The following is a 26,949-nucleotide window of genomic DNA, read 5'->3' on the forward strand; positions in this document are numbered from 1 at the left end:
GCAAACCGCACATTAGTTACTCGCCCAGAATTGTTTAACTTACCGGTGGCTTTGCAATTATACTCTGGCGTTCACTCCTAGAGTTACTATAAAATACAAGGCACAAGATTATCCAAGACCTGCATGAAGCTCCACCTGATATCTATACTGCTGCTACTCCTAACGATCGCACCTGCGACAGTTACGGCACAGGTGGGTAAAAAGCAGCCCCTGCAGCGCCCCAAAATAGGGCTGGTGCTAAGTGGTGGTGGCGCAAAAGGTATGGCTCATATTGGCTTCCTGAAAGTAATGGAGGAAGCTGGTATACGCCCCGATTATATTACTGGTACAAGTATGGGTAGCCTGGTAGGTGCTTTGTATGCCCTCGGATATTCTGCCAGTGAGATAGAGAAAATTGCCCTGGAACAGGACTGGGAAATGCTGCTAAGCAACCAGGTTCCGTTAAGCCAGATTGCCATGGAAGAAAAGGAATACTATGGCCGTTACTTGCTGGAGCTTCCGGTAAAGGGACTAAAGATCAGCTTCCCGAGTGGCTTGATAGAGGGGCAGGCTTTAAATAACCTACTCATCAGGCTCACACGCGGAGCACACGGTATACAGGACTTCAACAAGTTGCCTATACCCTTTGCTTGTGTAGCCACAGACCTGGCCACCGGCGATAAGGTGGTGTTAAGGCAGGGATTTCTGCCAGAGGCACTGCGGGCTAGTATGGCCATTCCTACTGTATTTACGCCTATGAAGCTGGATGGCCGCATGCTGGTAGATGGTGGTCTGGTACAGAACTTTCCGGTACAGGAGGCGCTGGACATGGGCGCAGATTTCGTTATTGGCGTTAATGTTGGCAGCGGCCTGGAGCCAGAGCATAACCTCAAGTCTATGATTGATGTGCTGGTACAGGCAACGTTCTTCACGAGCGCCTCAAACCTGGAAAGCGAAAAGAAGAAAACAGATCTTTTAGTGGATGTGCTTCCAAGCCTGGAAGGGTACTATAACACGGGCAGCTTTAAGAACACGAAGGAAATCATCAGAATTGGTGAGCAGGTGGCTAGGCAGTATGAGGATAGCTTGCAGAGCTTAGCAAAGTATTTTAACTCCTTCCAGGAGCCCATGCACCACCCCGAACTGAGCCCCCTGCAGGATTCTGTTCACTTAGGACAGCTTTACATCAGCGGCACCAGCACCATGCCTCGCCGCATACTGCGTAGAAGGCTTCGCCTGAACGAAAACGAAACCACTACTATCAGCAGCATCGAAGACCGTATAGAAGTACTTTTTGGCACAGGGCACTTCAATAAAGTATCCTATGCCATGGTACCCACTGACAGCAGCCATCATTTGCAGGTAAATGTGGAGGAGGCTGCCAAGGGATTGTTAAAAACAGCCATTTTCTATGACTCTGAAAACCGTGCAGGGGCAACTATAAACTTTACACACCGCAACTTGCTTTGGGAAGGATCCCGCTTTGTGGCTGAGGCAGATTTAGGGCAAAACATCCGCACAGATATAAATTACCTGAAGTATATGGGCTACCGCAATCAGCTGGCAGCCAAGCTCAGCAGCCAGTACTTTAAAAATGACTTCGCATTGTTTAACAATAGCGGCAGCAAGGTTGCCATACTTCAACGAAACACTAACATAGGTACACTTGGCTGGCAAACCACTACCAACAACTCCTGGACACTTGGCCAGCAACTGGAGTATAAGCTAACACGGCTCTACCCACAGGTGGCCGGGCAGGTAAACCTGGATACCATGACGGTAGACATAACACAACTGGAGCAGCTGAAAGTCCGCAACTGGTCTTTCTCGTCCTTCTTCAAGCTAAACACACTTGACCGGCACTACTACCCTACCAAGGGCTGGAAAGCTGAGTTGCAGGGTAGCTTTATTTTTGGCAGCAGGTTTAGCGTTCGCGCCAAAGAGGGACATTCTGAATGGGAAGATAAGATGGGACATGACGATATGGACCCCTACTTTAAAGTAGCGCTAAGTGCCAATGGAGTTGTACCTCTCCGCCATAACCTAAGCCTGATGCTGGGCCAGGGCCTTGTAATGTACACCAACAACGACCTACCAATAGGTGAAGAGACACTGGTTGGAGGTTATACCTCTGTTTTGCCAGATATGGTTGAATACAGAGCTGCCGAGCCTTTTGCCTATTCCACAGATAACCTGCTGTACTCCGGGCTTGGATTACAGGTAGAGCTCCGGAAGAAACTTTACCTGCAAACTAGCACTACACTTTTAAACACAAGTCTGTTGCAAGGCTCCCGCAACCTACGCGGTAGAAATAGCCGCTTGGGCTACAGTGCTACCCTCGGCTACCTTACTCCTTTCGGCCCAATAACAGCTGGCTTAGCACACGAGCGCAACTCCGACTGGCGAGGCTTTATTAGCCTTGGGTTCAGGCTCCCTTGGTAGCACTCTCACCTTAGCACATCCTTCCCTCCGGCTTAAACATGTTCTAGTACTTTTAGAAACTTTTCTTTACCCATTCAAGTATTAGCTTCGCCCAACGAACTCTGCTGTTGGCCATTTAAACAGTAACATATGATAAAGCACTATCTTGTTACATAACTTTTTTTATTTATCTTTTCAGAATATCAGCAGAATAGTTGCTGCATTATCTAACCGCTTACCTTAATTAATTTTTATGCTTACGATTGAATGCCAAAGAAAGCCCTCGCACTTGGGTCTTTAGCCAAGGGATGAATTTGGTTTTCTTTTTGAACCACTCGATGTGGTGCGACATTCCTTCACTTTTGTTGGGTTAGATCTTACCCTATGTTCTACCGCCTGCACTTGCCGGCTGTTACCTTTGCTGCAGCAAACATGCCCTGCACCGGGCAGGGCGCCAAAAGCAGCCGTGAACCAGATCAAGACATACCGCTTCCGACTCAAACCCACCAGGGCGCAGGCACAGGTTTTCACTCAGTGGCTCGGTTCGTGCAGGTATGTCTACAACCTGTGTCTGGCCTACAAGAAACACCTCTGGACCAACTATCAAATCTCCGTATCGAAGAACCAGATGCAGCAAGAACTTGCAGCCATTGCCAAGGAGGTCGGGTGGATCGGGTGCGTGCACTCTTTAGACACTGCAGGAAGTAACTGATAGGTTGTTCAAATCCTACGATGGTTTCTTTAAGCAGGGCAAAGGCTTCCCCAGGTTCGCCAAACGTAGCCTGTACAGGTCATTCACATTTAAACAGGGTGTGAAGCTGCACCAGAACACAAGTACGGTACAACTGCCCAAGATAGGCAAGGTGAAATACCGCAAGTCACAGGATGTGCAGGGGGGTATCAAGACAGCCAGCGTTGTCAAGGAAGCCGATGGGTGGTATGTGACGCTGTGTTGCCAGGTGGATATTGAGCGACTACCACAGATAAGCAATGTGGTAGGCTTGGATGTTGGTATCAGGTCCTTTGTCGTGACATCTGACGGTCAGGTGGTGGATAATCCTAAACACCTATACCGCTATCAGCACCAGTTAAGGAGAGCGCAACGTGCTGTATCGAGAAAGAAGAAAGGTAGTAGTAACAGGCGAAAGGCTGCCGGCAAACTTGCCAGGCTGCACCAGAAAGTGAGCAACACCCGCAAGGACTTCCACCATAAACTCAGCACGCAACTCATTCGCGAGAGCCAAGCGATTGTAGTTGAGAACCTGCAAGTGCAGCATATGGTCAAAAACCGTAAGCTTGCCAAAAGCATCAGCGATGCTGGATGGTATCAGTTCGTGCAGATGTTAGCCTACAAGTCCAAATGGTATGGTCGGGAGCTTGTGAAGGTAGCCCCCAACCATACTTCTCAGGATTGCTGGGTTTGTGGCTGGCGTAACACCGACCTGCAGCTAGCAGACAGGTATTGGACTTGTTCTAACGGACACGTCCTGGACAGGGATGTGAACGCAGCCATCAATATAAGAAATAAGGCGGTCGGGCAGACCGTTTCAGCTTGGGAGATATACGGTCGCAGTAGCGAGGTAGCCCAGGAATCCAACCTGCTTTAGCGGTGGGAATGTCAAAAAATTTACCACACGTACCGCCCTACCTGTGCTGGCGGCTCTTGGCCTATTTATGGGATGTACACCTGATGAGGAGCAGGTAACACCAGAAGCTTCCTTCAGTGCTGAGACAACAAGTGCAGCAACAGCAGGATCAGCTAACCCGGTTGTAAGATTGAAAACAAACAGCTTCATTATTATTTCCTCTTCCAACAGCCTTCCTTCAGACTTAGAAGGGCAGGTAAAGTTCCTGAAAGGAAACGTTACAGGACTGCTGAAGGAAGTTGGCATGGCTACCGTTACCTCAACTGACCCAGATTTTGCAGCAAAGGCTGGCAAAATTCAAGGAGTTAGCGCTGTAATTCGCGATGCAGAGATCCAGTGGCTTAACCCTGACAATGAAAAGACATTTGATGCTGCAGCACTAAATGTTAACCCTGCCAGCAGTGGCGACAGTGAGCCTTACTTCTTTCTTCAGTGGGGGCATACTGCTATACAGGCTCCAGCAGCATGGAATGCAGGCGCACGCGGCAAAGGAGTTAAAGTCGCCGTTCTGGACACAGGATTCTTCCTGGATCATCCTGATCTAAAAAGCAATATTGCTTCCAGTGCATCTTTTGTGCCTGGGGAGCCTGCTCAGTTCAAAAGCATACCTAATGTTCGTACCTCCAGCCATGGTTCTCACGTTGCCGGTACTATTGCAGCAGCCGATAATGGTCTAGGAGTAATAGGAGTTGCTCCTGATGCACAGCTAATACTTGTAAAAGTACTCCGTGATTCGGGCTCCGGCAGTTTCTCCTGGATGATGCAGGGTATACTACATGCCGTTGCAGAAGGCGCTGACGTGATAAATATGAGCTTAGGTGCTGGCTTGCCTCGCAATGGTAAGTTCTTAGATGAAAATGGCAACATGATTAATGACACAAAGGCCGTTCAGGAGCTTCTTAATGCAATCAGCAGAGTTACCACGTATGCTACCCAGCAAGGTGTAACTGTTATTTCATCAGCTGGTAACGATGGTAACAACGGTAATAAAGATCAGTCCCTGGTTTACATTCCGGCCAGCGCACCTAACGTTATCTCTATTTCCTCAACGGCTCCTACTGGTTGGTTCAATAATCCTCTTACTACTAACTTAGACGGTGTTGCCTCTTATACAAACTTTGGCACACCTGCAGTTAGCTTTGCAGCACCAGGAGGTGACTTTTCGTACCCTACAAATGAGCTTTCCTCTTTAGGAATACCTGTTTGGGCGCTAGATATGGTGCTAAGCACCGGAACTGAAAGAGGATACAACTGGAATGCCGGTACAAGTATGGCCTCTCCGCATGCAGCAGGTGTAGCCGCTCTTATCATTGGCCAGAACGGCGGCAGCATGGACCCTAAGAAAGTTGAAGCTGCTCTCCGTGCCTCTGCCGATGATCTTGGCAAACCGGGTAGAGACCCTTACTACGGCCATGGTCGAGTAAATGCTTATAAAGCTGTTTCTGCCATACAGTAAAGCAGTCATAAACTGTCACAAAAAGCCTCCCCGAGCTTATGCTTGGGGAGGCTTTTTGTTTTTGAAAGTACCTTTCTTGAATGCTTTTATAGCATCCTATCTTTATCACTCTTCCTTCACTATGAAAGTATTTTTACTTGGACAAGTACCTGTCTTTAGTGCATCGTGTCCCTTCCCCTTTTTGTGATCACTTATCGCACCTCAACTGCATAATTCGCACCTTTAATACATATTTATTAAATAATTAACATTACTAATTTGTTTTTATTAAATATTTTTAAATAAATTACGTATTAATATCTCAAACACATAACTAACACTCACCTTATTTAACAAATCTACAACCTCAACACTTTACCTATGGCCAAAGCTTTTTCACGTATCCCGATGCTCCTGCTCTTGCTAGTAGTGATAGCCACCTTTATACTTCCTTCTGTACCGGAAGCAACCGGAGCCGGAAGTGCAGAAATAGATACCGCCGATACTGCCTGGATGCTTACCGCCACTGCGCTTGTGCTGATCATGACACCTGGTTTGGCGTTTTTTTATGGCGGTATGGTACGCAAGAAAAACGTGCTCTCCACCATGCTGCAAAGCTTTATTTGTATGGCAATTGTTACAGTGCTTTGGGTGGTTTTTGGCTTTAGCCTGGCATTCGGAGAGTCGATTGGTGGGGTGTTTGGTAACCCCTTAACCTTTTTCATGATGAAAGGTGTGATAGACGGGGCACCATGGCCTGCAGCTCCTACTATCCCGCTACTGCTCTTTGCCATGTTTCAGCTTAAGTTTGCTATCATAACCCCAGCACTTATTACCGGGGCATTTGCGGAGCGTATTCGCTTCATCTCTTATACCTTGTTCACCATGCTGTTCTTTGTGTTTATATATGCTCCATTAGCACATGCAACATGGCATCCGGACGGCCTTCTGTTTAACCTAGGTGTTCTTGATTTTGCTGGTGGCACGGTAGTGCACATGTCTGCAGGATGGGCAGCATTGGCATCGGCCCTTTACCTGAAGCGCCGCTATGAGGTAAGCCATGCTCCTGCTCATACTTCTTACGTTATGCTGGGCACGGGCCTGTTATGGTTCGGATGGTTTGGTTTTAATGCAGGTTCAGCGATGGGGGCAAGCCCACTGGCGGTTGTTGCACTGGCTACCACTACTACTGCGTCAGCATCTGCCGCACTTGCCTGGATCTTTTTTGACGCCCTGCGCGGCCGCAAACCATCTGCTATGGGTACCTGTATCGGAGCTGTGGTAGGTTTAGTAGCCATTACACCGGCAGCTGGTTTTGTAACCATACCTCATTCATTAGCTATAGGCGTTATAGCCGCCATTATCAGTAACCTGGTAGTAGAGTGGCGCACCCGCACTACTGTAGACGATACCCTAGACGTTTTCCCTTGCCACGGTGTAGGAGGCATGGTAGGCATGCTTTTAACAGGTGTATTTGCCAGCCAGGCTATCAACCCTGCCATCGAGTTAGGTAACGGATTAATTTTTGGCGAGTATAAATTATTCTTAGTGCACCTAGCTGCACTGGTAGGTGTATCCATATTTGCCTTCGGTGGCTCTTTCGTTCTTCTGAAACTAACTGATCTAATCACACCACTTCGTGTGTCTCAGGAAGAAGAAATAATAGGCTTAGACCTGAGCCAACACGACGAGCGCCAAGACTATCCTGAACCAGAGCAAGTACAGGAGCGTCAGGCTGTTTTCTCTTAGGCTTCTCATTTTAGTTTATAGTTTGGCAATGCCCCACACTAGTCCTGATGCAAGGGATTAGCTGTGGGGCTTTTGTTTTTAATACAACAGCTATAGGATGCGTGAAAATAGTTTGAGCTGTTTCTGTTGCTCCGGCTCCTATACCAGAACGTGCTGATTTGCTGCCAAAACAGCTTAAATGATATTTATCACTACAGAAATAATATATAATGTTGATATTTGCACGGATCAAACAACCACTGAAGAGCATGAAAGTAGAGCAGATCTATACCGGCTGTCTGGCACAAGGAGCCTACTACATCGAAAGCTATGGCGAGGCTGTAATTATCGACCCACTACGCGAAATAAAACCTTACCTGGACAAAGCAGAAAGAAACGGCGCGAGTATAAAGTATGTATTGGAAACACACTTCCATGCTGACTTTGTATCCGGGCACTTAGATCTTGCCAAAGCTACAGGTGCAGAAATCGTGTTTGGCCCTAACGCACAGCCTGCTTTTCCAGCGCATATAGCTACCGATGGCGAAGAGTTGAAGGTAGGTAAGCTTACGATAAAAGTGCTTCACACACCGGGCCACACAATGGAGTCTACCACTTATTTGCTTAAAGGTGAGGAGGGAAATGATCATGCCATCTTTACTGGCGATACCCTTTTTATAGGCGATGTTGGCAGACCGGACCTGGCAGTGAAATCAGATATAACTGAGGAACAACTGGCAGGGCACTTGTACGACTCGCTCAGAAATAAGATAATGCCTCTGGCAGATGAGGTGATTGTATACCCCGCTCACGGCGCTGGTTCTGCCTGTGGAAAGAACATGAGCAAAGAAACCTCCGATACACTAGGCAACCAGAAGAAACTGAACTATGCCCTGCGTGCCGACATGAGTAAAACAGATTTTATCAAAGAGGTAACAGAAGGTCTTACTCCTCCTCCTGGCTACTTCCCGGTGAATGTGCAATTGAACAAAGAAGGCTATGCACACATAGAAGAGGTTATGACAAAAGGTCTGCAGGCGCTATCTCCGGCAGCATTCGAGGCTGCCGCTAACGAAACTGGAGCACTGATACTGGACACCAGAAAGCCACAGGAGTTTGCCAAGGGTTTTATCCCGAACGCTATCAATATTGGCATTGATGGTGGTTTTGCTCCCTGGGTAGGCACACTGATCCCGGATGTTAAACAGCCAATTCTATTTATTGCCGATGAAGGCCGTGCGGAGGAAGTGGTAACAAGGCTTGCCCGCGTTGGGTACGACAACGCCATTGGCTACCTGGAAGGAGGCCTAAAAGCTTGGGCTGAGGCAGGTAAAGAGATGGACTCTATACTTTCCATACCTGCCAGTGAGCTGGAAAACCAGTATAAGCAGGATCATCAAATCTGCATTGTAGATGTACGCAAGCCGGGAGAGTACCAGTCTGAGCACCTGGAAGCAGCTCTTCATGTCCCTCTCGACTACCTGAACGAACATTTGGCTGCACTACCGAAAGATAAAGCCTTGTACATTCATTGTGCCGGTGGCTACCGCTCCATGATCGCAGCATCTATACTTAAAACCAGAGGTTTTGATAACGTAATAGATGTGCAGGGGGGCTACAAAGCCATTTCTGAAACGACAACCATACATCGCACCGCCTTCACTTGCCCTAGCATGCAAAAGTAGTGGTGAAAGCACCCATAAAAGCAAGCGGGCGGCAGAATTCACATCTGCCGCCCGCTTGCTTTATACTTATACTTATTCAGTATCTTACTCCTGCACTTTATCCAGCGTTTTGCGCTTAGCAGATTTTACCTGCTTAAAATGGCTTGGGGTAAGGCCAGTAACCTTCTTAAACTGGCTGGAGAGGTGAGCTACGCTGCTATAACCAAGCTTATAGGCTATTTCCTTAAGGCTTAGCTCATCGTATACAAGTAGCTCCTTTACCCGCTCTACGCGTTGTAGAATCAGGTACTTTTCGATAGTTATACCTTCAAAAGAAGAGAACAGAGAGCTGATGTAATTATAATCCAGCCCTACTTTCTCAGCAATGTAGTCAGAAGTATTTATGTGCAGGTCTTGCTCCCCAGCCTGGTGAATCAGCTCTATTATCGCCAGCTTTACTTTCTCGATCAGCTGCGTTTTACGGTCATCAAGTAGTTCAAAGCCGTTATTCTCTAGTACATCGCGGAGTTGCTCCATATCTACGTCATCACTTTCTGTAGCTATTTCTGCCTCCCCTAGCCCTACCTGCAACACAGCATACCCGAGCTTTTGCAACTCCTCAGCCACCACACGCTTACAGCGGTCGCAGACCATGTTCTTTATGTATATTTTTTTCGTTGCCATACTGTAAAGTTAAGTACCTTAACAACATCCTCGAAATAAACTTCAACAATTATCGTTTTACGCCACACGCAGGCAGAAAGGAGTATCAGCAAGCAGGCTATTCTTATTTCCTCTTCCAAAACATGCATACTATGTTATATAGGTAGCTTTTTATATTTTTGCAGCTTATCTCAAACCTATGGCACCAAATATTCCCAACTATCTCGTTGTAGATGTGATACATGAGGAGAATCTTCTGCGTACAGCCTGGCTACGCAGCGTGAACAGCCAGGAGTACAGAGAAGGGTTAAACGTTATCAGGCAATTGATTCGGGAGCAACACATCAGGCTTTGGCTTTCAGATTCTCGCCAATTGGCTCACGTGACTTTTGAGGACCAGCGGTGGATATTGAAAGAGATCATCCCCCTACTGGTTGAAAGCAGCCTACGCAGAGTAGCACGTGTGGTAAACCCGGATGTGTTTAGCTACATTTCGTTTGAAAACATGATGAGCAAAGCCCAGGAAAGCTATAGCCTGGAAGGCTACATGGAACAGTTTACTTCTGAGGAAACAGCATTAGGCTGGCTTCGGATGGACTAGTAAATTAATCTTCGATCAGTATACCCAATTTACCCATTTGGTAATCGCGCATGGCCTGCATGATCTCAGTCTGGTTATTCATTACAAAAGGCCCCTGTGCCACCACCGGCTCCTCTAAAGGTTTGCCTGCCATTAGCAAAGCACGCGTATCTTCTTTGGCTGTAACTGTAACACCTTCTCCATCTCTGTTAAACACTACCTGGTGCAGCCCCTCCACCAATCCAAAACCTGATACTTGTAAAGCACCATCCAACAGGTACAAAAAAGCATTATAGTCTGGAGGCACAGGCACACTATACTTTGCGCCAGCCTGCAAATGCAGGCGTAATGCCAGAACTGGCGTAGGCGATTTTACCGGCCCTTTTACACCACCTAGTTCACCGGCAACCACCTGTACCTGCAAGCCCTCTGCTGTTATAGTTGGAGTATCCTCCGCTCTCAAAGGAATATACTCTGGCTGATCCATTTTACGGGAAGCAGGCATATTTACCCAAAGCTGTATAATTTCCTGTACTCCACCTCGCTCCATGATATCTTTAGGAGGACGTTCACTGTGTATTATGCCTCTTCCTGCATTCATCCATTGGGTACCACCTTCATACACCACGCTGTTATTACCCCTGGAGTCACGGTGGTGCACCCCCCCTTTATACACATAGGTAACCGGGGAAAAGCCTCTATGCGGGTGCGGATCTACACCTGTGCGGTGAGGCACAACGCCCTCTGGCATTTCTGTAACGTGATGGTGCAGCAGTAAAAAAGGATCAATCTGGTCTACCTGGCGGGTCGGGAAAGGCTGGCGCAAAGGTATACCTCCCATATCCACTGTTTCGGCATAAAGTAAATTGGATACTGTTCTGTTTTTCATATCCCCTTTGATTTCTTTCCTATAAAACCAACCTGATGGACAGATGTTTTGCCACGGGACGATCAATGACCTTATAACACAAAAGCACCTGCCAGTATGGTAGGTGCTTTTGTGTTGAAGCTATTTTTAGCAGTTTGGATCCTGGTTGATATAACCCCCTCTGTCAGTGCGGTTGCCCTTCCTTAGGCCGCTGTTGTCCGGGCTGTAGAAACCAGAACCATAGCCACCTCCTCGCTCTCTGTCGGAGTTGCTATTGCCCCTGCTTCTGCCGCTGAAACCTTCTTGCTCACGAGGATTACGGTTAGGCCCCATGTAATTAGGCTCTCCTCTATCCGAGTGGGTGCTTTGGTCTGGGTGCATAGAGGCATTGCTGTGACCTCCTCCATACCCTGATGAAGACACATATGTGTTAATATTACCTCTGTCGCCACTCATGGAACCATATTGTGGCGAACCGCCAAAGTCACCATGAGAACTGTAATTGGCTCCTCCAAAGCCAGAGCCACTATAGCCACTTAACCTTCCGGAGCCATAGCCCTGATCTTGCAATGCGCCTCGCTCTCTTCTCATGTTCTCCATGTCGTTACCTGGGTCCGAAGAATCATCGAAGCTAGAAAAGCCGTACCCCTGCCGTATATTGCTGAGACTATGGCTATCGCGTCGGGTGTTCTCATAGTAATTGTCCTCCATGTCATGGTCGCGGCGAGGATAGTTTTCGAAGCGGTTTGCATCAAAGTCACGCCGGTTACGGAAGTCATGCGGATTATTGCCGTGGCGGTAACGATCCTGATGCTCCCTGCCAAAGTCTCCGTCCCGGGTATCTCTGTCAAAATTCCGTCTGTTGCCGTCAGCGCCTAAGCCTTCGTGGTAATATCTATTATCTCTTTCGTTACTCATGATTCAAGTTTGTTTGTTTTACATAGTTACTGTTTAACTGTAAACGCAGGAAAGAGGCAGTGGTTTTATACCAGGAATAGCCACAAAGCAAAAGGCCCACCTTTCGGCGGGCCTCTTTTTTATTTAAGTACATGAACTTGATTCGACTATCGGCGGCGACCATCGTTTTCGCCATAAAGGCCTTGGTTCCCTGATCTATACCTGGTGCGGCCACCCGATCGACCTGTTTTGTTGCCGGTTACGCTGTGCAACCTGTCTTCGTCGCGGTTATTATAGCTCGTTGAGCCATACCCTGTATTTCCGAAGTTGCCGATGCTCTTGTCCATGCCGCTAACATCCTGGCTTGTATGTGCATAGCCATAGTTGTGGTTTATAAAATTTGTATAGGCCGCGCTACCGGCATAGGAGCCGTAAGTAGGCCTGTTGCTGTAATCAGGAAACTCAGCGTAAGTTACTTCTGAACCTCCTGATTGGGTGCTGTCATCATTATAGCGATTGCCTTTTTTGTGACTGCCGCGGGAGCTGCCACCATATGTGGAGGTGCTAAAATTTCCACGGCTGTAATCGTTGGTGTAGCCTTGTGTGCCATAATAGTCGTTGCCGCGCATACTGGCATTGTCGCGGGCAAAATGGCTGCTCCACCTGTTATTACTTTTTTCGTAATTCGGCTCCTTGCCCGTATCGTGCTGTCCGAAAGAGTTGCGGTCGTTTAGGTAGTCTGAGTTCATGATAAGCGTATTTAAGGTTTTTCTTTCCTCTTTAAACGGCCGGTTTTGTTGGTGGTTTTACTTTTTACTCGTAAAATTCAGACTTTAACCCTTACTTCAGTATTATTTAATCTTTATATGTTAAAAATAATTTCCATATATTCATTTTTTACGTATGGTTTAGGATACTTCAACCAAGCATTCTGATAGCTTTCTGCCCCAAATATATTGTTCCGGCCCTGGGTACACCTATATGCCTGGTAAACAATTGCACTGCTGCTAAGGTATACCTCCTCAAAAACAGCAGTGGCAAATGGAGCATCAAATACACGTAGGCACCTCTGGATGGCATTATAAACATTGGATGGGCACTTTTTACCCACAGGGGATGCGGCAACAGGAGTTCACCAGTTATTATACCCGCTTCTTTAAAACTGTAGAGGTAAACAACTCCTTTTACAAGCTACCCTCAGCAGAAACATTTGCCAGCTGGCGACAGGCTGTACCCGATGATTTTATCTTCTCTGTAAAAGCAAGCCGCTACATCACCCACATGAAAAAGCTGCTGGACCCGCAAGAAGGGCTGAGTCGCTTCTTTGGAAATGCAGATGGCCTAGAGCACAAACTGGGACCGGTGCTGTTTCAACTGCCCCCTGGTTGGAAGTCTAACCCCGGCAGGCTTAGCGACTTTATGTCGTTGCTCCCTCCCTATTACAAGTATACTTTCGAGTTCAGGCACCCGAGTTGGTACAACGATGAAATTTTAGGCCTACTTCGAAAACATAATGCTGCTTTTTGCATTTATGAACTGGATGGACATGTTTCGCCGCTACATATCACTGCGGATTTTGTATATGTACGCCTACATGGTCCTGAAGGTAAGTATGCTGGCTCCTATTCAGAGAGTGCATTGCAGTGGTGGGCAGAACAGTGCAGGCAGTGGCAAAGGCAAAGCCTGGAGGTATACGTGTACTTTGATAACGACCAGCTCGGTTACGCTGCCTTCAATGCGCTTCGCCTTCAGGAGATTCTGGCGCAAAATCAACCATGACTATGGTGCGAAAATTGCACATTTACATCCGAAAATAAACAGCATATTTTATGGGAGCCGCCACTTGGGTGGCTACTTTTACACTAATATATAAATCGAAACCCTAGCAAAACAATGAGCAAAATAACGACGGATTTATGCATTGTGGGCGCAGGCCCGGTAGGTTTGTTTGCCGTATTCGAGGCTGGCCTGCTTAAGATGCGTTGCCACGTAGTAGACGCGCTGCCTGCCGTAGGTGGTCAGCTATCTGAGATATACCCTAAAAAACCTATATACGATATACCTGGCTTTCCGGAAGTATTAGCCGGAGATCTGATCAAGAACCTGGAGCAGCAGATTGCCCCCTTCCACCCTACCTTTACGCTTGGCGAACGGGTAGAGGACCTGGAGAAACTAGAAGATGGCTCCTTTATAGTACGAACAGTAGATGGCACTGAGATAGCCTGTAAGGTAGTAGTTATTGCCGGAGGCCTTGGATCTTTTGAGCCACGCAAGCCTGCCATCGAAAACCTGGAGAAGTTTGAGAAGCATGGCGTTGAGTATATGGTGCGCGACCCGGAGCACTTCCGTGACAAGCGCGTGGTACTAGCCGGTGGTGGCGACTCTGCCCTAGACTGGGCCATTTACCTGGCTGGCCTCTGCAAAGAACTTACACTAGTGCACCGTGGCACAACCTTCCGTGGTGCTCCAGAATCTGCGGCAAAAGTGCTGAGCATGGCAGAGGAAGGACAGATTAAGCTTATACTGAAGTCGAACGTATCTGAGGTGCATGGCGAGAACGAACTGGAAGCAGTTACCGTGATGGTAGATAATACGACACCGCACAGAATCGAAACAGACTACTTTATACCATTGTTCGGCCTGGTGCCAAAGCTTGGGCCAATCGAAAACTGGGGACTGGAGCTGGATAAAAACGCCATTGTAGTTGACACGGAGGCTTACTCGACCAATGTACCTGGTGTTTATGCCATAGGTGATATCAATACTTACCCAGGCAAGTTGAAGCTTATACTCTGTGGTTTCCATGAGGCTGCCCTGATGGCACAGAGTGCGTACAACATAGTTTACCCGGATAAGAAGTTTGTTTTGAAATATACGACCGTTAACGGTATTCAGGAACTACAATAATGAAAGACGCCATAAACATATATGTAGAGCAGGAAAGCGGCGAACGTATAGAACTGGAGGCCCCGCTGGATATGAACCTTTCAGTGATGGAGGTGCTGAAAGCTAATGAGTTTCCGGTGCAGGCAGTATGTGGAGGGATGGCCATTTGCGCCACCTGCCATGTAGAGGTGCTGGAAAGCGGCCCGCTACCCGAGATGAACGATGACGAAGCTTACATGCTGGAGACATTGCCTCATGCCACCGACAGCAGTCGGCTGTCCTGCCAGCTTCGGGTGAATCCCGAACTGGATGGGCTGGTAGTGCGAATTATGCCAGAAGCTTAAGATTATAATTATAAAAAGAAGGGATGCGAAAAATACCGCATCCCTTCTTTTTACCTACAAAAGTGATTCGCTGCTAATGGCCCTGCAGCCAACTTCTACAAATAAGATTAGGGCTTTTTATAGCTCACCACCCTTGTGACAACCGTATCGGCTTTTGCCGGATCATTAACAAATGTAACCCACCCTTCCCGCTTGGATAGCGTGGGTGAGAATGTTATCTGAAGCTCCGATGCCTCTACAGATTGATTGTCCCTGCGCAGGATTACCTCCACTTTTACTTCCTCGGCAGTAGTTCCGCCCTTATTCTGCACCAACACATGGTACCTGTGTGGGGAGTTTGGTGAGGGCGACGGCCATGCTTCCACATAAATATCTGGCGGAGACTCCTTATGAGTGTAAACTTGATAGCTTAAATAGCCTACAATCGCCAACAGCAGCAATAAGCTAACACAAAACACGGTCCATTCAAGCCAGTTCTTTACATCCTCATTTCTGCCGTTTCTTTGGTTTTTATCTTTCTCCATGCTGTATGTTACTTAATCAAAAGCCGACCCGCTGAGGCTCCAAGCGACGACAGTACACCTAGTACTATGATTTGGGATACTGACGTCCAGAAGCTAACGCTTTCGAACTTGCCAAAAAACCAAAGAGCTGCCGCCGAAGCAGCCAGAGCCACTAAATAGCTAACACAGGTATCAAGGGTCAGGTGAAAAAGGAAGTTATTAGATCGATGCTTGCCGGTTCCTTTAAAATCACTGAAGTATACTACTACTACACTTAGCAGTATTGATGACAATGCCATCAGCAGAATGTGTAGAGGTGTAGCCTCAACGGCTATCATCATTACTTCCTCTGTTGGCGATACGTTGCCACCTATCAAGATGGCTCCACAGAAACTCAGGATAATCATTCCTACCTGCGGAGGCTCCTTCTCTTCTTCCAGTTCTTTTTTACCATGTACCTCCTCATCGTTTTCCTCGCGTGTACCTAGTTGTGCCGTACCTATCGATACACCTATAGAAACAGCCATAGCTTCGATAATAACTTTTCCCATGATCTCGTCCAGGCTCATACCCTGCATCTGGATACGGTTAAGTATAAGAAGCACCACTGTAGACAGCACCATACCAATACCCAGCTCCTCTACGGAATCGACCATAACGCTACGCCACTCTACATTGGGCCGCATACCCGCATACCGGTTGTAGCCAAGCAGCAGAATGTAAGTTACCACTACCAATATGAGTAGTTGCAGGGGCGTAGCTGAAAAACCAGCCCACCATACTTCCATAGTATATAGCAGCGGAAAACTGAAGAGCAACCCTCCTGTTATTCCTCGTGCATATTCCTTTAGCGACAGGTTAAGCGGGCGGTCGTGCTTAATTCCATTGTTAAACATTGTACCATATTTGTTGCAGGATTTATACGGGTGCGTACCAGTAAAGTATAAATAGCAATATCTCTATAGCCAAACGCATCTCTGCCACATTTAGCGAAACTTGATCCTCTGAAGGCGAAGGATATGTTCGTCTGGCGCACGTTATAACCAATTAAAACTGGTAAAGCCTATCTTTCAAATGCTCAACTAACATCTGCCAACTTCCTTGTTTTCAGGCAATACCTAAATATAAGACAACTCCTCATGCAGTTGAATTCACCTTCAGACTTCTGTCACACCGACAAATATTAATGCAAAAAACTTCATTAGAACTTAAATGGTAGAAGCATTACTCGCACAAATAAAAGAGCTGAAGCACACCAGCTCTGAACCTTAGCATTAACTAGTTAAGACGCCTCCTAGCAGCAGAAGCACTACACACACCCGAAAGAGTTCAACAACCTATGAGTCAACGGCTAACCATCAATATCTTAACATAGAAAATATTTAATATATTTATCTGACACTTAATCTTACCCCTCCGAAAACAAACATGAAAAAACTTCTCGCCGCTGCGTTACGAGTAAATGCCAAAGAAAGCCCTCGCACTAGGGGCTTTAGCCAAGGGATGAATTTGGTTTTCCTTTTTGAACCACTCGATGTGGTGAAAAAGGAAAATACGTATACTGTTGACACTCTTATACCTTTCTTCTTATATTTATATGATGAAAGAAGTCAAACCGAAACGCTGGAAAACTTCATCCACCTGGAGTCTACAACATCGGCTACCATCTGATATGGTGTCCGAAGTTCAGACGAAAGGTGCTGACAGGTGCTATAGAACTTCGCCTGAAAGAACTGCTGATGGAGAAAGCTGGTGAGCTGGGATTAACTATCGAGAAAATGGAAGTGATGCCAGACCACGTTCACCTGCTGGTCAAAGCCTCACCAGCCGATGCACCGCAATTTATCGTGGCACAACTGAAAGGGTACACATCGTTCAAGCTACGCGGCGAGTTCCCCGAACTCAAAAGCAAGCTACCTACCCTGTGGACACGAAGCTACTACGCTGAGTCGGTGGGACATATTTCAGAAACAACAGTGAAAAAGTACATAGAGGACCAGAAGAACCAGTGAACCAGATCAAGACATACCGTTTCAAACTCAAACCCACCAGGGCGCAGGCACAGGCTCCTCGCTCAGTGGCTCGGTTCGTGCAGGTATGTCTATAACCTCTGTCTGGCCTACAAGAAACACCTCTGGACCAACTATCAAATCTCCGTATCGAAGAACCAGATGCAGAAAGAGCTTTCTGCTATCGCCAGGGACGTGGAATGGATCGGGTGCGTACACTCACAAACTTTACAGGAGGTGACAGATAGATTGTTCAAATCCTACGATGGTTTTTTCAAGCAAGGCAAGGGATTCCCCAGGTTCGCCAAGCGAGGCCAGTATCGTTCATTCACCTTCAAGCAAGGTGTGAAACTACATGAGAACACCTGTACGGTACAACTACCAAAAATCGGGAAAGTCAAATACCGTAAGACACAGCCTGTGCTTGGTACTATCAAGACAGCAAGCATTGTCAAGGAAGCCGATGGATGGTATGTGACACTGTGCTGCCAGGTGGATATAACACCACTCCCACCAACCGATAGCGTGGTAGGTTTGGATGTTGGTGTCAAGTCCTTCGTTGTAACGTCAGACGGTCAGGTAGTGGATAATCCCAAGCACCTGTTCCGCTACCAATACCAGTTGCGGAAAGCCCAGCGTTCAGTTTCAAGAAAAAAGAAAGGTAGTAGTAACAGGCGCAAGGCTGTCGCAAAGCTAGCCAGGCTGCACCTGAAAGTCAGGAACACCCGCAAGGACTTCCTCCACAAGCTGACTACTCAACTCATTCGTGAGAGCCAAGCGATTGTTGTTGAGAACCTGCAAGTGCAGCATATGCTCAAGAACCATAAACTTGCCAAAAGCATCAGCGATGCTGGGTGGTATCAGTTTGTGCAGATGTTAGCCTACAAGTCCAAGTGGTATGGCCGGGAGCTTGTGAAGGTAGCCCCAAACCATACTTCTCAGGATTGTTCGGTTTGTGGTTGGCGCAACACCGACCTGAAACTATCAGACAGGTATTGGACCCAGAGCTAACGGACACGTCCTGGACAGGGATGTGAACGCAGCTAGTAATATAAGAAATAAGGCGGTCGGGCAGACCGTTTCAGCTCATATCTTTGGCAGTATACCGATAAGTGCAATTTCACCAGGCTCTTATCCGTAAGCTAAGAGAAAGGGAAGGAACAAGTGTGACAGCTAGACACTTTTAAGATGTCGCTCCCAAGGAACCCCTTCCCTTTCTCTTCATCTTGAAAGCCAGCACAGTACCTAGAGGCTGCCCCATCCGCAGGCACGACCTCGTATCAGATGTGAGCGTAGGCCCGGAAGATGAACCTTTTGTCCATTTTAGTCCCTTTCCGCTATGAAAAATTTACTCTGCCAGAATGTGGGAGTTGATGTGAGCAAAGACTCCCTGGAGGTGACCTTCTCCACCCTGGAGATGGACCGGCGGGTGAAGGTAAAAGCCACCCGCAAGTTTGCCAACACCCCAGCTGGGTTTAAACAGCTGCAGCGCTGGCTGGAGAGCAAGCGCGCAGCACAAGTAGAGCTGCGCCTGCTGATGGAAGCCACCGGCGTGTACTACGAGCAGCTGGCCTGGTTTCTCTTCCAGCAGGGCTACCAGGTCTCGGTCGTATTGCCCACCAAGGCCAAGCGCTACCTGCAGGCCCTGGGCCACAGGAGCAAGAACGACAAGATCGACGCCAGAGGCCTGGCCCAAATGGGCCTGGAACAGCTCCTGGAGCTCTGGCAGCCCCTCTCGCCCAACATCTACCAGCTGCGGCTGCTTACCCGCCAGCTGGAGGAGTTTACCAATCAGCGCACCGTGTGCCTTAACCAGCTCCATGCCCTGCACCATGGTGCGCTGGTGGTCAAACAGGTGGAGCGAAACCTTCAAAAGATGGTCCGAGTGCTCGAAAACAGCCTCCAGGAGCTGGAAGAGGCTATTGGGGAGCTGCTCTACCAGGACCCGCTGCTGGCCGAGCGGGTAGACAAGATGCTCTCCATCAAAGGCGTGGGCCTCAAGACGGTGGCCGTGCTGCTGGCTGAGACCAACGGCTTTGCCACCTTCGAGCGGCAGGGGCAGCTGGTCAGCTACGCCGGCTATGACGTGGTGGAGCACCAGTCGGGCCTGCGCGCGGGCAGAACCCGTATCTCTAAGAAGGGCAATGCCCACATCCGGCGGGCCATGCACATGCCGGCCCTGAGCGCGGTGCGCTTCCAGGAGCCCCGGTTTGTGGCTCTCTACGAACGGCTCGTGAAAAGGGGCAAGACCAAGATGCAGGCCTATGTGGCCGTACAGCGCAAGCTGCTGGTGCTGCTCTGGACGCTGTGGCGCAAGAATGAAGCCTATGATCCACGTTATGGGCAGCAGCCAGCGGAACCCAAAAATAACATCCAAATCCAGGAGGCCGGAGCCTCTCTTTCAGGTGTCAGCGCAGCTGACAAAGACGCAATAACGCAGGAAACGCAGCCAGAAACAGCAGAAAAAGAAATAGCCCCAGCTCAGGCCAGGGCTACGCAAGATGAACTTCCAGTACCAGTCGGCCCGGGAGCTCTCTTTCAGGTAGAGTGAAGATAAGAAACAAATAAGAAAAATGCAACCAAAATCCTTGACTTTGAAGACAGTACCTTGGGAGATATACAGTCGCAGTAGCGAGGTAGCCCAAGAATCCCACCTGCTTTAGCGGTGGGAATGTCAATCAGCCTTTTAGGTACAGCCTCCTTAGCTCAGACATCACAGGGAACCGTTGTTGTATCAGGAGGACTTTCACTAAATACATTTAAGTCGGAAACTACAGAGAGCGATACCCTCAGCCATCAAGCCAGTGGAACTGCGTTCAGGATAGGACCAAGTGTTGGCTTTATGCTTGGTAACAACTTCGAGCTTGGTGCTGCTTTAGGCTACTCCCACTCAACAACAACGAACAAAAACTTTAACCGGGAAGGAGATAGTAACGAAACAAAAGAAAGATCGAAGGCCTTCAGTATTAGCCCTTATCTAAAAAAGTACTTCATGCTTTCTGAGCAATTTGCTCTCACCGGACAGTTCTCTGCTGCACTGAGCATCCACAAAAGACAGTTTAACGCTGACTCTAAGCTGCCAAGCACTTTCTTCCATGCAGCGCTAGCCCCGGGAATAACTTATTTCCCCTCTGAAAAACTTGGTGTAAGCGCCAGCCTTGGAGGGTTAAGATACGAGCAGACGTCAAAGAAAATGGAAGCGGGTGGTACTCCTATAAAAACACTCTCCGGTTTTATAGTAAGTTTTGAGGATGCGCTTTATTTCAGCTTGAGCTATTATATCAACCGCTAACACAAACATCATTTGCTTTTTATCCTGTACTCCTACGATCTGCTTCTCCAGGCGATGAAGTTGGAATGTTTTTAAACAAACTATCCCTCACAGATGATCTGGTACTTTTTCCCAAGTATAAAATCTTAAATTCCTAAAGAAGACAAACATGAAGAAATTATTCTTTGCTGCTGTATTTGCATGTTTTAGTTCCGCTGCTTTTGCTCAAACATCACAGGGCACCATTGTGGCCTCCGGCTCCCTAGGCTACCAGAACATTACGCATAAAAGCGATGCTGACACGGATAAGGCTGGTAACAAATCCTTTACTATAGCTCCCAGCATCGGTTACATGCTGAGAGATGGCTTGGAAGCCGGCATTTCTACAGATTACACTTCATCAAGTGGTGAGTCTAATTTTTACTCAATAATGCCAGATGGCAGTCGTGAATTACTTTCTTCTAGAGAGACCTCAGACCGTTGCTTTGCAATAGGGCCATACCTAAGGAAGTACTTCTCTGTTTCAGAAAAAATAGTATTCACAGGTCAGGCTTATATAAACTATATTTCAACTGAACACGACTCCCATTCAGATTACGACAATGGTAGTTCAAGATCAAGCAATACGTCCACAGGCTTTGGTATAGGTGTAAAACCTGGAATAACGTTCTTCCCGACCCCCGAAATAGGTTTAAGCGCAGGCTTCGGAAACCTAGGTTATACGCGCAGCACCTCAACATCCGAGTTAGCATATTTTGAAGACTACAAATCAACCTCCTCAGATTTTGGCCTTAACCTGAGTGGCAGCACCCTTTCCTTTGGCTTGGGCTACTTCATCAGCCGCTAAGCAAGTATAACAGCTACAAAAAAGGCCTGCGCAAACTATACTTGCGCAGGCCTTTTTTGTATTTCCTAAGTATGATTGATACTTACCAGCCACTGGCCAGTACATCGGCAATGTGCATGGTCTTGATTGGCTTGTTCTGCTTTTTGATATAGGCCTCCAGGTGCATCAGACAGCTACTATCGGTTGATACGATGTAATCAGCGCCAGTGGCAATGGCATTGTCTACCTTCTGCTCAGCCATAGCAGTAGATATAGCCTCAAATTTCACGGCAAATGTACCGCCGAAACCGCAGCATGTCTCGCTGTCTTCCATCTCCACTAACTCAAGCCCCCGCACGTTGCCAAGCAAAGCGCGTGGCCCCTCCTTGATACCACACTCACGCAGGGCGCTGCAAGAATCGTGGTAAGTATATCTTCCCGCTAATGAGGCTCCGTCAATACGCGTAATACCCATAACGTCGGTCAGAAACTCAGTCAGCTCGTACACCTTCTTCTGCATAGCCCTGTACTTTACCAGCTTCGACGACTTCACGAAGATGTCCTGGTAAGCATTACGCACCATGCCCACACAAGAGGCCGATGGAGCCACAATATAATGGGAGGTCTCGTTAGAAAAGTCGTCCAGAAATTTATCGGCTACTTCGCGTGCCTCGTTGAAGAAGCCAGCGTTAAAGGCAGGTTGCCCGCAACAGGTCTGGTTAGGATTGTAGCGTACCTCGCAACCCACCTTCTCCAGCACCTTTACCATGTTCATGGCCGTGTCGGGGAACAGCTGGTCCACAAAGCACGGCACAAAAATATCTACTATTGTTCTACTTGCCATAAACTATAAAAACACAGCACCTGACTCAGCCATTGCGGTCTGCAGGGCGGCTTTGTTGAGGTTCAAATTTAAGCCATTATTTTCGAAGAAGCTTACCAAATTTTCGGTAGGCATATTCCCCACCAGCTCGTCCTTGGCCATTGGGCAGCCTCCATAACCACGCAATGCCCCATCAAAGCGGCGGCAACCAGCCTGGTAAGCTGCTTTCACTTTCTCCTCCCAGGTAAGCGGTGTTGTATGTAAGTGGGCTCCAAACTCTATATGCTCGAAAGCAGGAATCAGGTGGCTAAACAGGTAGGTGATGTTTTCAGGCGTGGCTACCCCGATGGTGTCTGATAATGAAACGATCTTAACCTGCAGCTTATCCAGCTCGTGCACAAATTTAATTACTGTCTCTACATCCCATGGGTCGCCGTACGGGTTGCCAAAGCCCATCGATATATAAGTTACAAGCGTTTTGTTATGCTTTAAGCAGATGTTCTGTATTTCCTCCAGCTGCTGCATAGCCTCGGCTATGCTTTTATTAGTATTGCGTTGCTGAAAGGTCTCTGACACCGACAAGGGAAAGCCCAGATACTCTATCGGCTTATGCTGCGCGGCATCTTCTGCACCCCGGGTGTTTGCAATGATGGCAAGTAGCTTTGAGGCAGTTTGCTCCAGCTCTAGCTTCTCAAGCACCTCTGCAGTATCGCGCATCTGCGGTATGGCCTTCGGCGATACAAAACTTCCAAAGTCTATTGTGTCAAAACCAACCTTAAGAAGCTGATTTATATACTTTACCTTGACTTGAGTTGGTATGAACGCTTTCATTCCCTGCATCGCATCGCGAGGGCACTCTATTATTTTCATAGTGTACTTCTAAAGTGATGGGCAGTCTAAAGGTACAGTTATACTGTAAGTAAAAAAAGCTGTTTTGATATTCCTAAATCAACAAGATCTCAGCACACAAAGTATAAAACTCAGCATCCGAAGCAACAGTACACGCCGTGCTGGTATACTTTCTGGCTTAGCCAAACAAGGGAAACTGTAAAGCAGCAACAACTTCTTCCTGGTCATTTTACCTGGCCAATTAACCGATGAAGGCAGCAGCGGGTTATATTCTTTCAGGCCCCTTTCTTAAAAACTTATTCTACAGGCTGTATATGGTTTTTCACTAACCTTAGCTCTCAGCAAAATCGTAATATAGATTTTCTTCGTATATATTATACTGAACTTCAGGCGCTCGCTCGGCTGCTCAGGCTGTTCAGGTTAAGCATCGTTCCCTTAAACCTTATAGCTATGCCTAGCACCTCTACTACACCGACAGCGCCCGCAGTTACTGAGACAGCAGAACAAAGGATTGGGGAACTGCTGGCAAAGCAACGAAACTTCTTTCATCGTGGCTATACATTGGATATCCACTTTCGCAAAGAGCAGCTAAAAAGGCTGCAGCACGCCATAGAGCAGCATGAGCAAGAGCTTCTGGATGCCATGTACACCGACTTTCATAAACCACAGACAGAGGCCTATGCTACTGAGGTAGGTTTTGTGGAGCTGGAGCTGAAGCTAACTCTAAAAAACCTCATCAAGTGGACCAAACCACAACGTGTTAAAGAGACTCTTCTAAACTTTCCCTCCCGCAGCTACATTCACTTTGACCCGTACGGTGTCGCCTTGATCATTGGTCCCTGGAACTACCCTTTTCAGTTACTCCTTAACCCGCTTATAGGTGCTATGGCAGCCGGTAACTGTGCCATTGTAAAGCCCTCAGAACTTACCCCCACTACCTCAGCGGTGGTGGCTAAAATGATACAGGAGCATTTCAACGATGCCTATATAGCTACAGTACAGGGAGGCGTGGAAACCACACAGCATCTGCTGAAACAGCGCTTCGACTACATCTTTTTTACTGGGAGTACGCAGGTTGGTAAAATTGTAATGAAGGCTGCAGCAGAGCACCTTACCCCGGTAACACTGGAGCTTGGCGGGAAAAGCCCTGCCATCGTTGCTGAGGATGCTGACTTAAGCCTTGCTGCCCGACGCATTGCCTGGGGTAAATTCCTGAATGCAGGCCAGACTTGTGTGGCGCCAGACTACCTGCTCGTTCATGAGCAGGTCAAGGAAGAGTTAATTCAGCTGCTCAGTCACTATATCGAGAGTTTTTATGGGGAGGACCCCATGCAAAGCCCAGATTATGCCCGAATTGTAAATGAGAGGCACTTTAAGCGCTTGTCTGGTTATTTAAAAGACGGTGTAATACGAGCCGGAGGAACGACCGATCTTACCCAGCGCTATATTGCACCAACCATACTGGACCAGGTAACGTGGCAACACTCTGTTATGCAGGAGGAGATCTTTGGCCCTATACTTCCAGTACTTACCGTAGGCAGCCTGGAGGAAGCCATACACATGGTGCGACAGCATGAAAAACCGCTAGCCTTGTACTTTTTCTCTTCAAACTCTCAGAAGCAGGACCTGGTGCTAAAGCATACATACTTCGGAGGAGGCTGCATCAATGATACCATATCGCATCTGGTTAACCCAAACCTGCCCTTCGGAGGAGTAGGGCAAAGCGGTATGGGAAGCTACCACGGCCAGAGCAGCTTTGACCTGTTTTCGCAACAGAAAAGCGTACTTCACCGCGGCACGTGGGTAGACCTGCCCATGCGCTACCCCCCGTATGGCGATAAACTGCCTATGCTGCGCAAGCTCTTTAGATGGCTATAGCCTTGCCACTCATTTCCTAACCTACCGGTGTCTCTAAACGTTTCAGAAAGTGGTGAGATCATATGTACGCTGAACCATGGAAAACCTCATTGAGTATTTGGATGAGTCACTTGTGCCCCTCGAGGAGAAGGTAAAAGAGTATCTAAACCTGGAGAAAGACATCAGGAAGCTAGAAGTGGATATTCTCACCAAACAAAAAGGAAAACCTCTGGCACAAATAAGCGAGGAAAAAGCGTCAGATGAAGACCTGGAGCAGCTAAATAAGATGCTTCTGCGCCTGAACGAATTGCGCCAGGAGGTTGTGCTAATGCTGCCTGAGAAAAACAAGTTTATCGAGGTGAACCTGGGCTATGGCCCCAGCATGGTCGGTTATTTTACTATTGATCATGAGACACACCAGCCCTTGCCTGAGCCTGTGCTGCGGGTAGTTCATTAATTAAAAAAAAATAGCAACACATTAAAACATATCACTAACTTAGCTCTAAAACCAGTAACTGTTAATGGGTTTACTCCTTCTATACTTAGCCATTGCCCTATTTTTCTCCTTTTTGTGCTCTCTGCTTGAGGCATCTTTACTTAGCATCACACCTTCCCATGTTAGCATAGTAAATAAGGAAAGCCCTTCACTTGGCGAAGACCTAAAGCAATTTAAAGATAACATCGACAGGCCTCTGGCAGCTATTCTTACCCTCAACACCTTTGCCCACACCATTGGCGCTGCCGGAGTGGGTGCACAGGCACAGCTAATTTGGGGGGATGAGTACCTTACCGTTGTATCTGTGGTGCTGACGGTAGTGATACTTATATTTACGGAGATCATTCCTAAAACCCTTGGTGCAAACTATTGGAAGCAGCTTACGCCATTTACTGTACGTACGCTTAAGGTGTTGATCTACTCCCCTATGTATCCTATCATTATCCTCTCCCAGTTTATTACGAAGAGACTTAAAACAGAAAAAGGGCGTAGTGTCCTGAGCCGTGCAGACTTTACAGCTATGGCAGAAATGGGAATCAAGGAGGGTATATTCAAAAAGGGGGAGTCGCAGATTATTCAGAACATCCTGCGGTTCAACAGCATTCTGGTGCGCCACATCATGACGCCCCGAACTGTGATTGTAAGCGCTCAGGAAGACATGACTATGGCAGACTTCTTCCGCGATTTTCCGGATCTGCGCTTTTCCCGCATCCCTATTTATTCCACCAACCTAGACGATGTACAAGGCTTCATACTTAAAGAGGAGGTACTTTATAAGATCATCAACAACCAAGGTCACTTACCTCTTAAGTCTGTCATGCGGAAGATACAGGTAGTGCCCGAGCACATGCCTATACCTACACTTTTTAACAGGCTGCTAGAGCAACAGGATCAAATTGCGCTGGTAGTAGACGAGTACGGTGGCACCGCAGGCCTAATCAGTATGGAGGACATAATAGAGACACTGCTGGGTATGGAAATTTTGGACGAGTTGGACCAGGTGGCCGACCTGCAGAAGTGGGCACGCCAAAACTGGGAAAAGCGAGCCCGCCGTTTAGGCTATACACCAGAGTAATCAGTAACTACCACGGCAGGTGCTTTACTAGCAGTTCTTAATGCTTTGATTTGTATAGTCCCATAGATGAAGTAAGATTAAACAGTACAGAGCTAGCAATAGCCTATAAAGTATAGCCCAACCCACTAT

Annotated in this window: 26 protein-coding genes and 1 pseudogene; 19 read left to right on the plus strand and 8 right to left on the minus strand. The window is 47.6% G+C overall.

The features are described 5' to 3' along the window. Positions 1-123: 123 nt before the first annotated feature. From PKOR_RS21490 to PKOR_RS21510, 6 genes are all read left to right on the plus strand, one after another. Positions 124-2,421 (plus strand): patatin-like phospholipase family protein, encoded by a 2,298-nt coding sequence (locus PKOR_RS21490; RefSeq protein WP_046313420.1) that lies wholly within the window; start codon positions 124-126, stop codon positions 2,419-2,421. A gap of 319 nt (positions 2,422-2,740) precedes the next feature. Beyond that, positions 2,741-3,112, plus strand: coding sequence for a helix-turn-helix domain-containing protein (locus tag PKOR_RS23825; RefSeq protein WP_084694878.1), 372 nt, complete (start codon positions 2,741-2,743; stop codon positions 3,110-3,112). Positions 3,113-3,116: 4 nt separating this feature from the next. Further along, positions 3,117-4,007, plus strand: a complete 891-nt coding sequence (locus PKOR_RS21495; RefSeq protein ID WP_052739016.1) for an RNA-guided endonuclease InsQ/TnpB family protein — start codon at positions 3,117-3,119, stop codon at positions 4,005-4,007. A gap of 67 nt (positions 4,008-4,074) precedes the next feature. Continuing rightward, entirely contained in the window at positions 4,075-5,502 is a 1,428-nt protein-coding gene (locus PKOR_RS21500; RefSeq protein WP_084694948.1) for a S8 family peptidase, read from the plus strand. A gap of 360 nt (positions 5,503-5,862) precedes the next feature. Further along, a complete protein-coding gene (locus PKOR_RS21505; protein WP_046313424.1) occupies positions 5,863-7,230 on the plus strand; it encodes an ammonium transporter in 1,368 nt (455 codons plus the stop codon). 248 nt (positions 7,231-7,478) lie between these two features. Next, complete coding sequence (locus tag PKOR_RS21510; RefSeq protein WP_046313426.1) at positions 7,479-8,894, plus strand: MBL fold metallo-hydrolase; 1,416 nt, start codon at positions 7,479-7,481, stop codon at positions 8,892-8,894. Positions 8,895-8,978: 84 nt separating this feature from the next. On the opposite strand, the gene PKOR_RS21515 is transcribed toward PKOR_RS21510, so the two are convergent. Then, the gene (locus PKOR_RS21515) at positions 8,979-9,557 is read right to left on the minus strand and encodes an AraC family transcriptional regulator (protein WP_046313428.1); all 579 of its coding nucleotides are present in this window, start codon (positions 9,555-9,557) and stop codon (positions 8,979-8,981) included. A 178-nt stretch (positions 9,558-9,735) separates the two neighbouring features. On the opposite strand from PKOR_RS21515, the gene PKOR_RS21520 reads away from it, so the two are divergent. After that, the gene (locus PKOR_RS21520; protein WP_046313429.1) at positions 9,736-10,137 is read left to right on the plus strand and encodes a hypothetical protein; all 402 of its coding nucleotides are present in this window, start codon (positions 9,736-9,738) and stop codon (positions 10,135-10,137) included. Positions 10,138-10,141: 4 nt separating this feature from the next. Here PKOR_RS21520 and PKOR_RS21525 read toward each other — a convergent pair whose 3' ends face one another. The 3 genes from PKOR_RS21525 to PKOR_RS21535 all read right to left on the minus strand — a co-directional run bounded on the left by PKOR_RS21525 (position 10,142) and on the right by PKOR_RS21535 (position 12,630). Continuing rightward, positions 10,142-11,005 (minus strand): pirin family protein, encoded by an 864-nt coding sequence (locus tag PKOR_RS21525; RefSeq protein WP_046313430.1) that lies wholly within the window; start codon positions 11,003-11,005, stop codon positions 10,142-10,144. Between the two features lie 126 nt (positions 11,006-11,131). Further along, the gene (locus PKOR_RS21530) at positions 11,132-11,902 is read right to left on the minus strand and encodes a hypothetical protein (RefSeq protein ID WP_046313433.1); all 771 of its coding nucleotides are present in this window, start codon (positions 11,900-11,902) and stop codon (positions 11,132-11,134) included. Between the two features lie 146 nt (positions 11,903-12,048). Then, complete coding sequence (locus PKOR_RS21535) at positions 12,049-12,630, minus strand: hypothetical protein (RefSeq protein ID WP_046313434.1); 582 nt, start codon at positions 12,628-12,630, stop codon at positions 12,049-12,051. A 292-nt stretch (positions 12,631-12,922) separates the two neighbouring features. Between PKOR_RS21535 and PKOR_RS21540 the strand changes: the two genes are divergently transcribed. From PKOR_RS21540 to PKOR_RS21550, 3 genes are all read left to right on the plus strand, one after another. After that, positions 12,923-13,660: a DUF72 domain-containing protein gene (locus tag PKOR_RS21540; RefSeq protein ID WP_046313436.1), complete on the plus strand. Its 738-nt coding sequence runs from the start codon at positions 12,923-12,925 to the stop codon at positions 13,658-13,660. 114 nt (positions 13,661-13,774) lie between these two features. Then, positions 13,775-14,788, plus strand: a complete 1,014-nt coding sequence (locus tag PKOR_RS21545) for an NAD(P)/FAD-dependent oxidoreductase (protein WP_046313437.1) — start codon at positions 13,775-13,777, stop codon at positions 14,786-14,788. Continuing rightward, positions 14,788-15,111: a 2Fe-2S iron-sulfur cluster-binding protein gene (locus PKOR_RS21550; RefSeq protein ID WP_046313439.1), complete on the plus strand. Its 324-nt coding sequence runs from the start codon at positions 14,788-14,790 to the stop codon at positions 15,109-15,111. Before PKOR_RS21545 ends, PKOR_RS21550 begins: the two co-directional genes overlap by 1 nt. Positions 15,112-15,218: 107 nt before the next feature. Here PKOR_RS21550 and PKOR_RS21555 read toward each other — a convergent pair whose 3' ends face one another. Together PKOR_RS21555 and PKOR_RS21560 are read right to left on the minus strand one after the other, a co-directional pair. Next, positions 15,219-15,635, minus strand: a complete 417-nt coding sequence (locus PKOR_RS21555) for a hypothetical protein (RefSeq protein ID WP_046313441.1) — start codon at positions 15,633-15,635, stop codon at positions 15,219-15,221. A gap of 8 nt (positions 15,636-15,643) precedes the next feature. Then, positions 15,644-16,510, minus strand: a complete 867-nt coding sequence (locus PKOR_RS21560; RefSeq protein ID WP_046313442.1) for a TIGR02587 family membrane protein — start codon at positions 16,508-16,510, stop codon at positions 15,644-15,646. A 532-nt stretch (positions 16,511-17,042) separates the two neighbouring features. Here PKOR_RS21560 and PKOR_RS21565 point away from each other — a divergent pair. From PKOR_RS21565 to PKOR_RS21590, 6 genes and pseudogenes are all read left to right on the plus strand, one after another. After that, entirely contained in the window at positions 17,043-17,285 is a 243-nt protein-coding gene (locus PKOR_RS21565) for a hypothetical protein (RefSeq protein WP_046313444.1), read from the plus strand. Beyond that, complete coding sequence (tnpA, locus tag PKOR_RS21570) at positions 17,270-17,626, plus strand: IS200/IS605 family transposase (RefSeq protein WP_046313446.1); 357 nt, start codon at positions 17,270-17,272, stop codon at positions 17,624-17,626. The genes PKOR_RS21565 and tnpA overlap by 16 nt, the downstream gene beginning before the upstream one ends. 48 nt (positions 17,627-17,674) lie before the next feature. Further along, positions 17,675-18,634: pseudogene (locus PKOR_RS21575) on the plus strand (RNA-guided endonuclease InsQ/TnpB family protein); the annotation flags it as partial. A gap of 328 nt (positions 18,635-18,962) precedes the next feature. Then, positions 18,963-20,174, plus strand: a complete 1,212-nt coding sequence (locus tag PKOR_RS21580; RefSeq protein WP_052738884.1) for an IS110 family RNA-guided transposase — start codon at positions 18,963-18,965, stop codon at positions 20,172-20,174. A gap of 120 nt (positions 20,175-20,294) precedes the next feature. After that, positions 20,295-20,915 (plus strand): outer membrane beta-barrel protein, encoded by a 621-nt coding sequence (locus PKOR_RS21585; protein WP_046313448.1) that lies wholly within the window; start codon positions 20,295-20,297, stop codon positions 20,913-20,915. Positions 20,916-21,063: 148 nt separating this feature from the next. Continuing rightward, positions 21,064-21,741, plus strand: coding sequence for an outer membrane beta-barrel protein (locus tag PKOR_RS21590; RefSeq protein ID WP_046313450.1), 678 nt, complete (start codon positions 21,064-21,066; stop codon positions 21,739-21,741). A gap of 82 nt (positions 21,742-21,823) precedes the next feature. On the opposite strand, the gene PKOR_RS21595 is transcribed toward PKOR_RS21590, so the two are convergent. Beyond that, complete coding sequence (locus PKOR_RS21595; protein WP_046313452.1) at positions 21,824-22,564, minus strand: (Fe-S)-binding protein; 741 nt, start codon at positions 22,562-22,564, stop codon at positions 21,824-21,826. A 3-nt stretch (positions 22,565-22,567) separates the two neighbouring features. Next, on the minus strand, positions 22,568-23,413 hold the full coding sequence (locus tag PKOR_RS21600; protein ID WP_046313454.1) for a hydroxymethylglutaryl-CoA lyase: 846 nt from the start codon (positions 23,411-23,413) through the stop codon (positions 22,568-22,570). A 429-nt stretch (positions 23,414-23,842) separates the two neighbouring features. On the opposite strand from PKOR_RS21600, the gene PKOR_RS21605 reads away from it, so the two are divergent. The 3 genes from PKOR_RS21605 to PKOR_RS21615 all read left to right on the plus strand — a co-directional run bounded on the left by PKOR_RS21605 (position 23,843) and on the right by PKOR_RS21615 (position 26,820). Next, positions 23,843-25,270, plus strand: a complete 1,428-nt coding sequence (locus tag PKOR_RS21605; RefSeq protein WP_046313456.1) for an aldehyde dehydrogenase — start codon at positions 23,843-23,845, stop codon at positions 25,268-25,270. 76 nt (positions 25,271-25,346) lie between these two features. Then, positions 25,347-25,706, plus strand: a complete 360-nt coding sequence (locus tag PKOR_RS21610; RefSeq protein WP_046313458.1) for a hypothetical protein — start codon at positions 25,347-25,349, stop codon at positions 25,704-25,706. 64 nt (positions 25,707-25,770) lie between these two features. Continuing rightward, positions 25,771-26,820 carry a CNNM domain-containing protein gene (locus tag PKOR_RS21615; RefSeq protein ID WP_046313460.1) on the plus strand — a complete coding sequence of 350 codons (1,050 nt, stop codon included), beginning with the start codon at positions 25,771-25,773 and terminating at the stop codon, positions 26,818-26,820. Positions 26,821-26,949: the final 129 nt, after the last annotated feature.

Source organism: Pontibacter korlensis, from assembly GCF_000973725.1.
GTDB lineage: Bacteria > Bacteroidota > Bacteroidia > Cytophagales > Hymenobacteraceae > Pontibacter > Pontibacter korlensis.